This is a genomic window from Nocardiopsis sp. NPDC058631, from assembly GCF_042716955.1.
In the GTDB taxonomy this organism is placed as follows: domain Bacteria; phylum Actinomycetota; class Actinomycetes; order Streptosporangiales; family Streptosporangiaceae; genus Nocardiopsis.
Genome location: NZ_JBHXQY010000003.1, coordinates 69,861 through 84,219 on the forward strand (window position 1 = coordinate 69,861; position 14,359 = coordinate 84,219).

General features: G+C 74.7%; 10 protein-coding genes. 7 read left to right on the top strand and 3 right to left on the bottom strand.

The annotated features are described in order from the left end of the window. Positions 1-107 precede the first annotated feature (107 nt). Both ACFWTE_RS02255 and ACFWTE_RS02260 read left to right on the top strand, forming a co-directional pair. A complete protein-coding gene (locus ACFWTE_RS02255; protein ID WP_378777108.1) occupies positions 108-1,121 on the top strand; it encodes an NlpC/P60 family protein in 1,014 nt (337 codons plus the stop codon). 414 nt (positions 1,122-1,535) lie between these two features. After that, positions 1,536-3,185: a glycosyltransferase gene (locus ACFWTE_RS02260; protein WP_378777110.1), complete on the top strand. Its 1,650-nt coding sequence runs from the start codon at positions 1,536-1,538 to the stop codon at positions 3,183-3,185. 251 nt (positions 3,186-3,436) lie between these two features. Here ACFWTE_RS02260 and pstS read toward each other — a convergent pair whose 3' ends face one another. Next, on the bottom strand, positions 3,437-4,591 hold the full coding sequence (pstS, locus tag ACFWTE_RS02265; protein WP_378777112.1) for a phosphate ABC transporter substrate-binding protein PstS: 1,155 nt from the start codon (positions 4,589-4,591) through the stop codon (positions 3,437-3,439). Between the two features lie 214 nt (positions 4,592-4,805). On the opposite strand from pstS, the gene treY reads away from it, so the two are divergent. The 4 genes from treY to ACFWTE_RS02285 all read left to right on the top strand — a co-directional run bounded on the left by treY (position 4,806) and on the right by ACFWTE_RS02285 (position 11,112). Continuing rightward, positions 4,806-7,196, top strand: a complete 2,391-nt coding sequence (treY, locus tag ACFWTE_RS02270) for a malto-oligosyltrehalose synthase (protein ID WP_378777114.1) — start codon at positions 4,806-4,808, stop codon at positions 7,194-7,196. 44 nt (positions 7,197-7,240) lie between these two features. Continuing rightward, a complete protein-coding gene (locus ACFWTE_RS02275; RefSeq protein WP_378777116.1) occupies positions 7,241-8,128 on the top strand; it encodes a putative RNA methyltransferase in 888 nt (295 codons plus the stop codon). 154 nt (positions 8,129-8,282) lie between these two features. After that, positions 8,283-10,127: a malto-oligosyltrehalose trehalohydrolase gene (gene treZ, locus ACFWTE_RS02280; RefSeq protein ID WP_378777118.1), complete on the top strand. Its 1,845-nt coding sequence runs from the start codon at positions 8,283-8,285 to the stop codon at positions 10,125-10,127. Between the two features lie 160 nt (positions 10,128-10,287). Continuing rightward, the gene (locus ACFWTE_RS02285) at positions 10,288-11,112 is read left to right on the top strand and encodes an alpha/beta fold hydrolase (protein WP_378777120.1); all 825 of its coding nucleotides are present in this window, start codon (positions 10,288-10,290) and stop codon (positions 11,110-11,112) included. Between the two features lie 335 nt (positions 11,113-11,447). Here ACFWTE_RS02285 and erm read toward each other — a convergent pair whose 3' ends face one another. Then, positions 11,448-12,248: an ErmE/ErmH/ErmO/ErmR family 23S rRNA (adenine(2058)-N(6))-methyltransferase gene (gene erm, locus ACFWTE_RS02290; protein WP_378777122.1), complete on the bottom strand. Its 801-nt coding sequence runs from the start codon at positions 12,246-12,248 to the stop codon at positions 11,448-11,450. A gap of 525 nt (positions 12,249-12,773) precedes the next feature. Here erm and ACFWTE_RS02295 point away from each other — a divergent pair. Then, positions 12,774-13,475: a class I SAM-dependent DNA methyltransferase gene (locus tag ACFWTE_RS02295; RefSeq protein WP_378777124.1), complete on the top strand. Its 702-nt coding sequence runs from the start codon at positions 12,774-12,776 to the stop codon at positions 13,473-13,475. Between the two features lie 81 nt (positions 13,476-13,556). Here the strand turns inward: ACFWTE_RS02295 and ACFWTE_RS02300 are convergent, their stop codons facing one another. Next, a complete protein-coding gene (locus tag ACFWTE_RS02300) occupies positions 13,557-14,354 on the bottom strand; it encodes a phosphotransferase (protein ID WP_378777125.1) in 798 nt (265 codons plus the stop codon). Positions 14,355-14,359: the final 5 nt, after the last annotated feature.

Sequence of the window (14,359 nt, forward strand, 5' to 3'; positions counted from 1 at the left end):
GCCGCGTACCGGGACCCCCCACCGCACATCCCCACGCACCTGCCACAGGTGTGTCCTCGGGATGTCCTGCGCTGGTAGACGGGTGTGGGAGAAAGGCAGTCGATCCCTTGACCCGCAAGCCCGAACCCGGTTCGCGTGGAAGGCGTCGTGTCGCGACGGTCGGTTTCGTCGCCCTCGGCGCGATCGCCCTGTCCTCGGGGGTGGCCCTGGCCGAACCCACCGAGGAGGAGGCGCAGCAGCGCTACGAGGAGCTCCAGGAGGAGCTCTCCGCGCTGAACGAGACCTTCAACCAGGCCGAGGAGGACCACTCCACCGCCCAGACCGAGCTGGAGGACATCGAGGAACGGCTGGCCGAGGCGCAGGAGGACCTGGACGCCATGTCCGGACAGGTCGCCGGGATCGCCCAGGTCGCCTACACCGAGTCCACGCACAGCCTCTTCACGGTGCTCTTCGACAGCTCCGCCGACGCGGCGCTCCAGAACGTCGCCGACCTCAACTTCCTCTCGGAGGGGCAGGAGGTGGTCCTGGCCGACTACGTGGTGGAGGTGGAGCGCGCGGAGGAGCTGCGCGACCAGGCCGCGACCTCCGAGGAGGGCGCGGCCGAGTCCCTGGCCGAAGCCGAGTCGGCCCAGGAGGAGGGCGAGGCCGCACTGGAGGAACAGGCCGCGGTGCTGGAGAGCCTGGGCGGCGTGGACCCGACCGCGGGCACGGCCGCCGACGGCGGCGCCACCACCGGCGGGGACGCGGGCGCGGTGTCCGGGGACGTCCAGGCGGTCCTGGACTTCGCCCGCGCGCAGATCGGCAAGCCCTACGTGTGGGGCGGCACCGGACCCGACGGCTACGACTGCTCCGGTCTGACCCAGGCGGCGTGGGCGCAGGCGGGCGTGAGCCTGCCCCGCACCACCTACGACCAGGTCAACGCGGGTACGAGCATCCCGCGCGACGAGGTCCAGCCGGGCGACCTGCTGTTCTTCTACAGCGAGTCGGCGCCCAGCCACGTCGGGATCTACTCCGGCAACGGGATGATGATCCACGGATCCAACCCCGCCAAGCCGCTGGAGGAGGTCTCCCTGTCCGCGTACTGGGACGGCGTCTTCACCGGCGCGGTGCGCGTCGGCTGAGGGGGCCGCGCCGCGGCCGGGGCGGGGCCCCGGCCGGGTGCGGTCCGCGTGTCCTTCGGCCCGCGGGACGCTTCTGTTCAGGGTCGCCGCCGGCCTCGCGGTGGTGATCGCCTTCTTCTGGCTGCCCTCCGTCGTGGTCGGCCCGCTGGTCTGGGGCGTGGCGATCGCCCTGGCCGTCGGTGTTGCGGCGCTCGGGACGCGGACGCTCAGGGCCGAGTCGGGCCCATGGCCCGTTCTGCGCGACGGGGCCCGGCGGGGCGCGTCGCACACCGTGCGGCGCGCCCCTTCCGTGTCCGGTAGGGCACTCTCCGGGCGATCTGGTGACACATCGGGGAAGGCCGCAGCGGTTCAGGGAAACAGGGTTATAGTGACTCTGTGTCACTGAACAAGCACGTAGGGTCTCATGTTGACGGGGTGTCCCACCGCGGCCGGGTCGAACGGGTCCTCACCCGCGTCTTCCGCAACGACTGGAGTGCGCTGACACCCCCCGAGATCGGCCGCTGGGCCCCCGACCTGAGCGTGAGCGTCGTCATTCCGGCGCGCGGCGGACAGCGCCGCCTCGACCTGGCCCTGGCCTCCCTGGCGGCCCAGACCTACCCCGAGGACCTGATGGAGGTCGTGGTCGTCGACGACCACTCCTCCCCGGGCCTGCGCCTTCCGCCGCTGCGCCCCGTGCACTGCCGCGTCCTGAACGCCCCCGACGGCGGCTGGGGCGCAGGGTACTCCCGCGCCTACGGCGCCCACGCCAGCACCGGCGACATCCTGCTGTGGATGGACGCCGACATGGTCGTGGGCCCCGAGTTCGTCGAGGCCCAGGCCCGCTGGCACCACGTGCACGCCGAGGCCGTCACCCTGGGCCGCGTCCGCTTCACCGACACCGGCCCGCAGAGCCCGCAGGAGGTGCTGGCCCGCGTCCGGTCCGGGACCCTTCGCCAGACCCTGGACACCGGCCGCCGCCACGAGTGGGTCGAACGCCTCCTCACCCAGAGCGACAGCCTGCGCGACGCCGACCACCTGGGCTTCCACGCCTACGTCGGTGCTGCGGCGGGCGTACGCCGCAACCTGTACGAGGCCGCCGGGGGCGTGGACCCCGACCTCGACCTGGGCCAGGACACCGAGTTCGGCTACCGGCTCTGGCAGGCGGGCGCCGTCCTGGTGCCCGAACACGCCGCCACCGCCTGGCACGTGGGGCGCGCGGGTACCGCCCGCACCCGGCTGCCCTCCGAGCGCTTCCGCACCGAGGTGCTCGCCGAGTTCATGCCCCACCCCCACCTCTACCGCGAGCGCGTCCCCGCCCACCGGCGCCGCATCCCTCTCGTGCACGCCGTCGTCGACGTGGCCGGCGCCCCCTACGACCTGGTACGCGGCTGCGTCGACCGGCTCCTGGACAGCGCCGAGACCGACCTGGCCATCACCCTGGTCGCCGACTGGGAGGGCGCCGGCGACAGGAGCGGGGCCCCCGGCGGTCCCCATCTGGACCTGCGCCTGGTCCAGGCCAACTACCTGCGTGAACCCAGGATCTCCTTCGCCACCGCCGCGCCCCGCACCGGGTTCCCCTCCCCCTACCTGCTCCAGGTCCCGGTGGCGTGGGGGCTGGGCCAGGTCGCCCTGTCCCGTCTGCTGGCCAGTGCCGAACGGGCCCGAGCCGGGCTCACGGAGCTGTTCTCCGCGACCTCGCCCGCGCGCGAGGCCGGGGTGCGCCTGTGGCGCACCCGGGCCCTGGCCAGAGCCATGCGGGTGCGCGGCGAGGGCGAGGACCTGGGCGACGTGGTGGCCGAGCTGCACGGGCGCTACCGCATCCACGCGGGCGAGGAGACGCTCACCGACCTGTCGCTGTACCGCTCGGTGCCGCCACCGCCGCGCGCCGACCCCGACCCGCTCACCGCCTCCCGCCGGCGCCTCGGGGCCGCATCGTGGAGGGGGGCCGCGCAGGGCGGGGAGGGGACGGGAAGGAGACGGGGCCGGCGGGCCGTCGGGGCCCTGCTGCTCTCCGTCTCACGGCGGGCCCTGCGGCGGCTCCGGCGCACCGGGGTGCGGGGCACCGGCGGGGAGCCGGACGTGTGAGAGGGCGGCACCCGCCGCGCGGCCCGGGGGAGGGGCTGCGGGGCGGGATACCCGGGATCCGGCCGTGCCCGGGCAGATGGGGGAAGACACCGACCCGCAGACGCGCGAACCCCGTCGCCGGCCACGGTCCCCGCTGGCGCGGGTGACCGAGTGCGACGCGTTCCGTACGTAAGGTACCCGATGCGCAACGCCGAACGGGCGCGCCGCGGGTGCGGCACGCCCGTCCTGTCCGTCCCCGGCGGGGCGGGGCGTCAGTCGCGCGCGCCGACGGCGTCGATCGACTCCAGGAGCTGCTCGCGCAGGTTGTCGTTGACCGGCGTCGACCCGGTCTCGGCGGACGCCGCCTCCTGGCCCTCGGGGCTCACCACGTACCGCAGGAACGCCTTGGCGTTCTCCGCCTCGGCCGCGTCCGGGTACTCCTCGCACACGGCCTCGTAGCTCACCAGGACCAGCGGGTAGCTGCCCGGTTCGGTCGTGCCGTAGTCCAGTTCCAGGGCCAGGTCGTACTCGCTGGCGTTGTCCTCGCGGCGCGGTGAGTCGGCCACCACCTGCGCGGCGGCCTCGGGGGAGATCTCCACGAACTCCCCGCCGACCCCGATCCTGGCCGTGGACATCCCGTGCACGTGCGACATCTCCACGTACCCGATCGACCCCTCGGCGCGCTGGACCGTGTCGGCGATGCCGCTGTTGCCCTGGGCGGATTCGCGCGGGGTGATCGGCCACTGGCCGCCCGGCTCGTGCGGCCAGGAGTCGGGGGCCGCGCTCTGGAGGTAGTCGGTGAAGTTCTCGGTGGTGCCCGAGTCGTCGGCGCGGTTGACCTGGGTGATCGCCAGGTCGGGGAGGTCGGCGTCGGGGTTGTCCTCGGCGATCTCCGGGTCGTCCCAGCGGGTGATGTCCTGGTTGAAGATCTTCGCGATCGTGTCCGGGCGCAGGTCCAGCGAGTCCACGCCCTCAAGGTTGAACACCACGGCGATGGCCACCACGTACGCGGGCAGGCTGAGGGTGTCCGAGCCGCCGCAGCGCTCCATGGCGTCGCCGTTCTCGTCGGCGTCCATCGCGGCGTCGGTCCCGGCGAAGGCCACCGCCCCGTCGATGAACTGGTTGCGGCCACCGCCCGACCCGATCGAGTCGTAGTACACGCGGGCGTCGTCGCACGCCGACTGGTACCCGGCGATCCAGGTCGTCATCGCGTTCTCCTGGGCGCTGGAACCGGCGCCCGACAGGCTCCCGGAGAAGCACTCCAGGTCGTCGGGGACCTCCGGAGGGGCGGCTCCCTGGACCGCGTCGTCGCTTCCGCATGCGGTGGTCGCCAGCAGCAGACCGGCCAGGGCGGCCGAGGCCGCTCCCCGGTAGGCGCCGCGGTGGCGCGGGGCGCCGGTCTGGGTGTGCTTGTTGGACGGGAGCACGACTGCTTCTATCCCCTTCGTCGGTGTCGGTGGCCTTGGTGTTCACCGCCGCGGCCGGGGCCCGGCGCGTTGTCGCTGGTGAAGGTCCACCGCCGAAGAATTTAACCACCGGTGGACCGACACCCCCAAAGCGCCCCCGTGTGGGAGGGCGCTCACCGCCTGCGGTGACGGGCGTGCATGACACGCGGGCGGTGCGGGCACGGGTACGTGCGTGATGAGCACGCACAGCACGCCCACGGCCGCCGCTCCGACGTCAACCTACCGCCTGCAACTGAGCCCCGGGTTCACCCTGGAGGACGCCGCGGACCTGCTGGACCACCTGGACCGGCTCGGGGTGGGCGCTGTCTACCTCTCGCCGATCCTGACCGCCGCGCCCGGATCCGGGCACGGCTACGACGTGGTCGACCCCACCAGGGTCGCACCCGTGCTGGGCGGCGACGCCGCCCGCGCCGCCCTGGCGGCCAAGGCGCACGAGGCCGGCCTGGGCGTGGTCGTGGACATCGTCCCCAACCACATGTCCGTCGCCCGGCCCGACGCCAACGCCTGGTGGTGGGACCTGCTCGAACACGGCAGGGAGTCCGCGTACGCGCGCTGCTTCGACGTCGACTTCGACGCCGGGCCCCTCCTGGTCCCGGTGCTCGCCGACGACGGGGACGGCGGCACGGCGGCCCTGGGCGACCTCACCGTCGTCGACGGGTGCCTGGCCTACCACGACAAGCTCTACCCCCTGGCCCCGGGCACGCACGCCGCCGGCGACCCGGCCGGCCAGGTCCACGAACGCCAGCACTACCGGCTGGTGTCCTGGCGCCGCGGCGACGCCGAACTCACCTACCGCAGGTTCTTCGACGTGGACGAGCTGGCCGCCGTCCGGGTCGAGGAGCCCGGCGTCTTCGACGCCACCCACGCCGAGATCCTGCGGTGGGCGGAGCTGGGCCAGCTCGACGGGCTGCGGGTGGACCACGTCGACGGGCTCACCGACCCCGGGGGGTACCTGCGCAGGCTCACCGAACGCTTCGGCGGGTGGGTGGTGGTGGAGAAGATCCTCGCCCCGGGGGAGAGCCTGCCGCAGTCCTGGCCGGTCGCGGGGACCACCGGCTACGACGCCCTGCGGGAGGTGTGCGGGCTGTTCGTCGACCCGTCGGGGGAGGCCGGGTTCACCGGCCTGGCGCGGGAACAGGGGGTGGAGGTGGACGTGGAGGCACTCGACGAGCGGGCGCGCCACCACGCGGCCACCGACCTGCTGCGCGCGGAGGTGCGGCGCATCGCGGCCCTGCTGCCGCCCCGGGACGGGGAGGCGGGGGGCGCGGGCCCCGACGGGGCGGTGCCGCGCCGGGAGGAGGCCGTCGCCGTCCTGCTGTGCTCCTTCGACGTGTACCGCTCCTACCTTCCCGAGGGAGAGGCCGACTGGGGCCGCGCGGTGGACACCGCCCTCGGGCGGCGCCCCGACCTGGCGCAGGACCTGCAGGCCCTCGACCGGATGGTCCGCCAGGACCCCGCCGGGGAGGCGGCCCGGCGCATCCAGCAGACCAGCGGCATGGTCGTGGCCATGGGGACCGAGAACACCGCGTTCTACCGGGGCACCAGGTTCGCGGCCCTGAACGAGGTGGGAGGAGACCCCTCGCGCTTCGCCGTCGCCCCGCAGGAGTTCCACACCCGGGCGGCACGGCGGGAGGCCGCGAGCCCCCGCACCATGACGGCCCTGTCCACGCACGACACCAAGCGCTCCGAGGACGTACGGGCCCGGCTGGCCGCCCTGTCCGAGAGGGCGGAGGCCTTCACCGGTGCGGTGCGCCGCTGGACCGGGTGGTGCCCGCTGCCCGAACCCGCGCTCAACCTGCTGGGCTGGCAGACCCTGGTCGGCGCCTGGCCCATCGGGGAGGAGCGCCTGGCCGCCTACCTGCTCAAGGCCGCCCGTGAAGCACGCCTGGGCACCTCCTGGACCGACCAGGACGCCGACTTCGAGGAGCGGGTGCGCTCGTGGCCGGGCCGGGTCCTGGGCGACCGCTCGCTGAGGGAGGAGGTCGCCTCGGTGGTGGAGTCGGTGCGCGACGCCGGGTGGAGCAACTCCCTGGGCCAAAAGGCCGTGCAGCTGATGGGCCCGGGGGTGCCCGACGTCTACCAGGGCACCGAGCTGTGGGACCTGTCCCTGGTCGACCCCGACAACCGCAGGCCCGTGGACCACGGTGCCCGCGCCGACCTGCTCACCCGGATCGAGGGCGGGTGGCTGCCCCCGGTGGACGCCACCGGTGCGGCCAAGCTCCACCTGGTCCGCACCTGCCTGCGCCTGCGCCGGGAGCTGCGCCCCACCGGTTACCTCCCGCTCATCGCCTCCGGTCCGGCCGCACCCCACGCGGCGGCCTTCGCCCGTGTCCGCGAGGGCGCGGACCAACCCGGCGTGGTGGTGGTCGCCACCCGCCTGCCGCTGGGCCTGGCCGGGGCCGGGGGGTGGAGGGACACCGTCCTGCCGCTGCCGTCGGGGCCGGGGGAGTGGACCGACCGGCTCACCGGCCGTGTCGTCGCGCCCGTGCGCACCGACGGCTACACGTGCGCGCCCCTGGCCGACCTGCTCGACCGCTACCCGGTGGCCGTGCTGGTCCGCCGGTGAGGACCCCGCCCGCCCCGCGTGACGGGATAGTCTGATCGGTGATCATGGCGCAAGCGAACACCACACACCACACCGGCCCCAGGCTGCGGATGCCCGACACCGTCGCGGCAGCCCTGGCCTGCCCCACCTGCGGCAACGGCCTCGCACGGGACGAGCGCGGCCTCGCCTGCGAGGGCGGGCACAGCTTCAACGTGGCCAGGGAGGGGTACGCGAGCCTGCTCACCGGAGCAACGCCGCCCGGAACGGGCGACAGCAAGGAGATGGTCGCCGACCGCCTGCGGTTCCAGGAGGCCGGGCACTACGACTTCGTGGGGGAGGCGCTCGCCGCCGCCCTGCGACGCGAGCTCGTCGCACCCGCCCCGGTCCTGGTCGACGTCGGCGGCGGAACCGGCCACTACCTCACCCGGGTCCTGGACGCCCTGCCGCGTGCCGTGGGGCTGACCGCGGACGTGTCCAAGTGGGCCGCCCGCCGGGCCGCGCGGGCACACGGGCGCGGCGGTGCCGTCACCGCCGACGCCTGGCGCGGACTGCCCCTGCGCGAGCATTGCGCGGACGCCGTGCTCAACGTGTTCGCGCCGCGCAACGCCGCCGAGTTCCACCGGGTGCTGCGCGCCGACGGCGTCCTGCTGGTGCTCGTCCCCGCCGCGGACCACCTGGCCCAACTGCGCGCCCCGCTGGGACTGCTGGAGGTGGACCCGCGCAAGGACGAGCGCCTGGCCGACTCCCTGCACGGGCACTTCGCGCCGACCGGCGCGCAGGACCTGCGCACCACCATGGAACTGACCCACGAGGACGTGGCGACCGTCGTCGGTATGGGCCCCAGCGCCCGCCACATCGGCGCCGACGACCTGCGCGCCCGTGTGGGCGCCCTGCCCGAGCCGTTCACCGTCACCGCGTCGGTGCGCCTGCACGCCTACCGCCCGCACTCGTGAGCGTGCGGTGTCCGCCCCCGAGCGGACACCGCACACCCGCCCCGGCACCCGCCGGCGGCTCCGGTGGCCCGTGCGGTGTGCGGCGCCCCCGCCTACGCCCCGGCGCCCTCGGCGGTCCGGTGTCCCGCGCCCGGGTGAGGGGTAGACACCCTGCGTGAGCGAACCGGACACCATCCCGACCGCGCCCGACACCCCCGACACCCCCGGCCGGGGCGTCGACGGGGACTTCGCCGTGTGGGCGCCCCACCTCGAACGCGTCCGCCTGAGCGTGGCCCCCGGCACAGGCGCCCGCCGACCGGGCGGTGCCGCCGACCCCGGGACCGGCGTGCGCGTCGTCCCGATGGAACGGGACGGGGACGGCTGGTGGCGGGCCCAGGTCCCGGGCACCGGACCGGGCACCGACTACGCCTACCTCCTGGACGAGGACCCCGCGCCCCTGCCCGACCCGCGCTCCCTGGCACAACCCCGCGGCGTGCACGGTCCCAGCCGCGTCCACGACCACGCGGCCTTCGCCTGGACCGACGCCGCCTGGACCGGCCGGGCGCTTCCCGGGGCGGTCGTCTACGAGCTCCACGTGGGCACCTTCACCCCCGAGGGCACCCTCACCGCGGCCGTCGGCCGGCTCGACCACCTGGTCGACCTGGGCATCACCCACGTCGAACTGATGCCGGTCAACGCCTTCGACGGCACCCACGGGTGGGGGTACGACGGTGTCCTGTGGGGGGCGGTCCACGCCCCCTACGGAGGCCCCGACGCGCTCAAGTCCCTGGTGGACGCCTGCCATGCCCGGGGCCTGGCCGTGCTCCTCGACGTCGTCTACAACCACCTGGGCCCCTCGGGGGCCTACCTGCCGCGCTTCGGCCCCTACTTCCGCGGCGAGAACGCCTGGGGGCCCTCCCTCAACCTGGACGGCCCCGACTCCGACCCGGTCCGACGCCACGTCCTCGACAACGCCCTGGGCTGGCTGCGCCACTACCACCTGGACGGCCTGCGCCTGGACGCCGTCCACGCCCTGCGCGACGACCGGGCCGTCCCCCTGCTGGCCGAACTCTCCGCCGAGGTGGACTCCCTGTCCGCCGCCCTGGGGCGTCCGCTGCCGCTGATCGCCGAGTCCGACCGCAACGACCCGCGCACCGTCCTGCCCCGCGAGGCGGGCGGCCTGGGAATGGCCGCACAGTGGTCCGACGACCTGCACCACGCCCTGCACGTCGCCCTCACCGGGGAGACCCACGGCTACTACGCCGACTTCGCCGACCCCGAGGCGCTGCCCGCCACCCTCAGCCGCGTGTTCTGGCACGCCGACACCTACTCCGGCTTCCGCCACCGCACCCACGGCGCTCCCGTGGACACCGCCCGCGTCCCCGGACACCGCTTCCTCGGCTACCTCGCCACCCACGACCAGATCGGCAACCGGGCGCGCGGCGACCGCATGGGCGAACGCGTCCCGCCCGGCCTGCTCGTGTGCGGCGCCGCCCTCGTGCTGTGCTCGCCGTTCACCCCCATGATCTTCATGGGCGAGGAGTGGGCCGCCACCACGCCGTGGCCGTTCTTCGCCTCCTTCACCGACCCCGCCCTGGCCGAGGGCGTGCGCAACGGCCGCCGCAGCGAGTTCGCCGCACTGGGGTGGGTGGAGGAGGAGATCCCCGACCCCATGGACCCGGCCACCCGCGACGGCGCCGTCCTGGACTGGTCCCAGATCGGGGGCGAACCCCACCAGCTGGTCCTGGAGACCTACCGGGCCCTCATCGCGCTGCGCCGCTGCGAACCGGAGCTGTCCGACCCCCGGCTGGACCGCTTCTCGGTGGTCGCGGACGGGGACGGCCGCCGACTGGTCCTGGTCCGGGGCGGCCTGCGGGTCGTGGTCAACCTGGATCCGGTCGGCGCCGACGTCGAACTGGACGCGGCCCCCCGCGAACTCCTGCTGGCCAACGGTCACCCGAAGGTGTCCGGGACCACCGTCGCGGTGCCCGGGGAGTGCTTCGCGGTCCTGCGGGTGTGAGGCGCACACCGACCCCAGCCCCCGGGCGGCCCCTCGGCCCCGGAAGCGCCCGCACAGGCCCGCCACGGGGGCAGCCGTGGCCCGGGGGCGTCGTTCTGTCGCCCCCGTCCCCTACCCTGGCCCTCATCGACTTCCCGGCATCGACACAGAAGGGGCCACCATGACCGAGGCCGACTGGACGCTCGGGCGCAGGTTCGAGGCGCCCAACGGAACGGTCCACTGGGACAGGTTCGGGGAGGGCGACCCCGTCGTGCTGCTGCACGGCACCCCGTTCTCCTCCTACGTCTGGCGCCACGTCGCCCGCGCCCTCGGCGACCGGTACACCGTCCACGTGTGGGACATGCCCGGCTACGGCGCCTCCGCCAAGTACGAGGGGCAGGACGTGTCCCTGCCCGCCCAACAGGCCGCGTTCACCGCCCTCCTGGACCACTGGGGGCTGGAGCGGCCCGCCGTGGTGGCCCACGACTTCGGCGGCGCGGTGGCCCTGCGCGCGGCCGTGCTCGACAAGGTCGCCTACGAACGGCTCGCCCTGGTGGACGCGGTGAGCCTGCGCCCGTGGGGCAGCGACTTCTTCCGCCTGGTCAACGCCAGCGCCGACGTGTTCGCCGCCCTGCCCGAGCACCTGCACGAGGCGCTGGTGCGCGCCTACGTGTCCTCGGCCGCCCACCGCGAGCTGCGTGCCGCGACCCTGGAGGCGCTGGTGCGCCCCTGGCTGGGGGAGGACGGCCGGCCCGCGTTCTACCGCCAGATCGCCCAGGCCGACGAGCGCTACACCGCCGAGGTGGAGGACGGGTACGCCGACCTCGACCAGCCCACCCTGGTGGTGTGGGGCCGCGAGGACACCTGGCTGCCCCTGGAACGGGGGGAGCGGCTGGCCGCGGCGATCCCCGGGGCCCTGCTCCACCCCCTCGACGACGCCGGGCACCTGGTCCAGGAGGACGCGCCGGCCGAACTCGTCGCAGCCCTGCTCTCCTTCCTGCGCTGAGGCCCGCGCCGGGCGGGCCAGGGAGAGCACCAAGGGCAAGAGGGGTGCTCACCGGGCGTTGAAGCGGCCTCTGGTGGATGTGGTGTATCGGGCGATGGCCGCTGATCTGGAGGTCAGGCGGCAGATTGAGAAGGTTTGTCGGCCTGCCGCTCGACATGGAAGCGTCACGGGGGGAGGGGGCGGGGCCCGGACCCTTCCGGGCCCGCGTCCACCGGGCTTTCTCCCGCTGCTTCTCTGCGCTCGTGCAGCACGACCAGGCTGAATGTCGCGCCTCGTCTTGCGGGAGATCGCCCGGACGGCCGCTCGCCGACCCGAAAACCCCCAAAAAACGCCCCCTAACCGTCCAGCACGGCGAACAGCTCCAGCCACTGGCCCGGGGCGACGAAGCCGACGGGTGTGCTCCGGGCGATCCCGGCCGACTCCAGTGCGCGGTCCACACGGCGGACCGGGTGGGCTCGGCGCAGCGACGCGCCCAGCGAGCCGCCCACCCCCTCGAACCCCAGATCCACCAGGCGCCGGTAGCCGCCCATCCGCCCCGGTTCGACCAGGGGCGTGCGGCGGCGGCGCAGGACCAGCAGGCCGGCGTCGACCCGCGGCACCGGGCGGAACCGGTGGCGGTCGATCCGCCCGGCCAGGGACCACGACCACTCCGGCCAGGTGGTGACGGTCAGCCGGCTCCACCGACCGAACCCGCCGGTGCGCTTGCGCGCGTACTCCAACTGGGTGACGAGCGTGGCGCAGGTCAGGTGCGGCGCGGCCAGACACCAGCGCACGATGTCGGCGGTGCGCGCGTAGGGGATGTTGCCGACGAGGGCGAAGTCCTCGCGCGGGGGCCGCACGCGCGTGAAGTCGGCCCGTGTGACGCGGACGCCCCGTGCGGGGTCGCGGTAGCGCTCGGCCAGGCGCTCGGCCAGGCGGGGGTCGATCTCGTAGGCCAGGACCCGGCGCGCCGCAGGGGCCAGGTGGCGGGTGATGGCGCCCTCGCCGGGGCCCACCTCCACCACCAGGTCCCGGGGCCCCACCCCGGCCACCCGCACCACGTGGCGGGCCGCTCCGGGGTCGGCGAGGAAGTTCTGGGACAGGCGGCGCCGGCGGTCGGCGGTGTTCGTGCGTGAGGGTCGTTCGGTACGTGCCACAGGAAGGTCCGTTCCGGCCACGCGCGGTGGCCGACGAGGACGGGCAGCACGAACGTGCACGCCTGGCGGCGCGCGGTAGCAGGGGTCCGGGCAGCCCGTCCGTGGGAAAGGGGACGCGACTGGGCCTGGACCGGTGGGCCACACGGGAGGGACCGCCCGGGCGCCGCGGCCGCGGAGCGGCACCGCGGGGGGCACGGGGCGGGGGGACGCGTACGGGAAACGGGGCCGCCGGCACCGGTCCCCGAGGGGACCGCGGCGGCCCGGGCCCGGCCTACCGGTGCAGGCGGGCGGGCCGGAGGCGCTTGGCGTACGAGTGGGCGTTCACCGACCAGGCGAAGGCCCGGTCGAAGATCGCGTGGCAGCAGCACATGGCATGCACCGTAGGGGCCCGGCCCCGGGCGGTGCAACCGGTTTTCCACCGTGCCGCCGCCGACTCGCCGACCCCGGTCGCGCGACCCCGGACCGGGCGTGCCCGGGAGGAAAAGGGGTCGCGGTCGGGAAACCGACCGCGCCATACTCGCGTCCATGCCTGATTTCGCAGACTTCGACACACGCCACTACCGCACCGTGGACGCGGCCACCGGCTACGACGGCTGGTCGGCCACCTACGAGGACTCGGTCCTGGACGCGATGGACCTGGCCCTGCTGGAGGGGCTCACCACCCCGGACTGGTCGGCCGTGGCCCACGCCGCGGACCTGGGCTGCGGGACCGGCCGCACGGGCTCCTGGCTGCGGGGGCGCGGAGTCGCCCGGATCGACGGCGTCGACATCAGCGCCAAGATGCTGGAGCTGGCCGGCAGGCGCGGTGCCCACGACACCCTGACCCTGGGCGACGTGCGCGCCACCGGCCTGCCGGGGAACTCCTACGACCTGGCCATCGCCTCGCTCATCGACGAGCACCTGCCGGACCTGGCCCCCTTCTACGCCGAGGCGTGGCGGCTGGCCCGCCCCGGAGCCGCCTGCGTGCTGGTGGCCTACCACCCGCAGTTCGTGATGGTCTCCGGGATGCCGACCCACTACACCGACGCCTCCGGTGAGGACATCGCCATCGCCACCCATGTCCACCTGATCAGCGACCACGTACGTGCCGCGACGGCCGCCGGGTGGACCCTGGCCGAGCTGTCCGAGGGCACGGTGGACGACACGTGGGTGGCGGCCAAGCCCAGGTGGGAGAGGTTTCGGGGGCATCCGGTCTCGGCGGCCTTCGTCTGGACCAGGCCCGCCTGACCCCTTCCGCGCCGGGGTCGGTACCGCTCCCGCCGGGCACCTGCGGGGGTCGCCCGCGCCGCCCCGCCGGGCGGCGCGCGCTCACGGGGCGGCGGGCTCCCCTGGGCCGGTCAGCGCCGCCAGCCACACCGCGCGGTGGCGCTCGACGTAGTCGGCGGCCGGGCCCCAGTGGTCGGCGTGCCCCTCGGCGTGCAGCCGGGCCCACGGCTGCACGCCCGTTCGGGCGCCCTCCTCCAACAGGTCGTACATGCCGCGTACCCGGTGCAGGATCGCGTCGGGCAGTTCCCGGCGCAGGGCGTCGTCGCAGCCGTAGCCGTCGGCCAGGGCGCGCAGCCGGAGCGCGTCCGCCCCGGGGTCGCCGCCCGCGTGCAGTGGCACGAACCCGTGCGCCGCGTACCCCAGGTCGCCCATCCGTGTGCCCGGACCGGCGCCGTCCCAGTCGATGAAGGTCCAGTCCTCGCCGTCGCGCACCAGGTTCCACGGTGCCAGGTCGTAGTGGCAGACGACCTCCTCGCGCGGATCGGGGATCGCGACCTCCCACTCCGGCTCCTCGGGGGGACGGAAGCCGGCCGTGAGGTCGTGCAGCCGCCGGATGATCCCGCCCAGCCGCCGGAGTTCGGCCCTGGTCGGCAGGGGAAGGGAGTCGGCCATCTCGCCGGGGCGGTAGCCGAGCACCTGGCGTCCCCGGGAGTCCATGCCCAGGGGGACCACGGAGGCCTCGAAGGAGGACCGCCGCAGGTGTTCGAGCAGGAGCATCACCGAGCGGGACGACCGCGTCCACGGTTTGCGCACGGTCCGTCCCACGCGCACGACCCTGTCGGCGACGTTGCCGCCCTCCAGGACCTCCTCATACGGCTCACGGCCGGCTGGGTCCGTCATCGCAG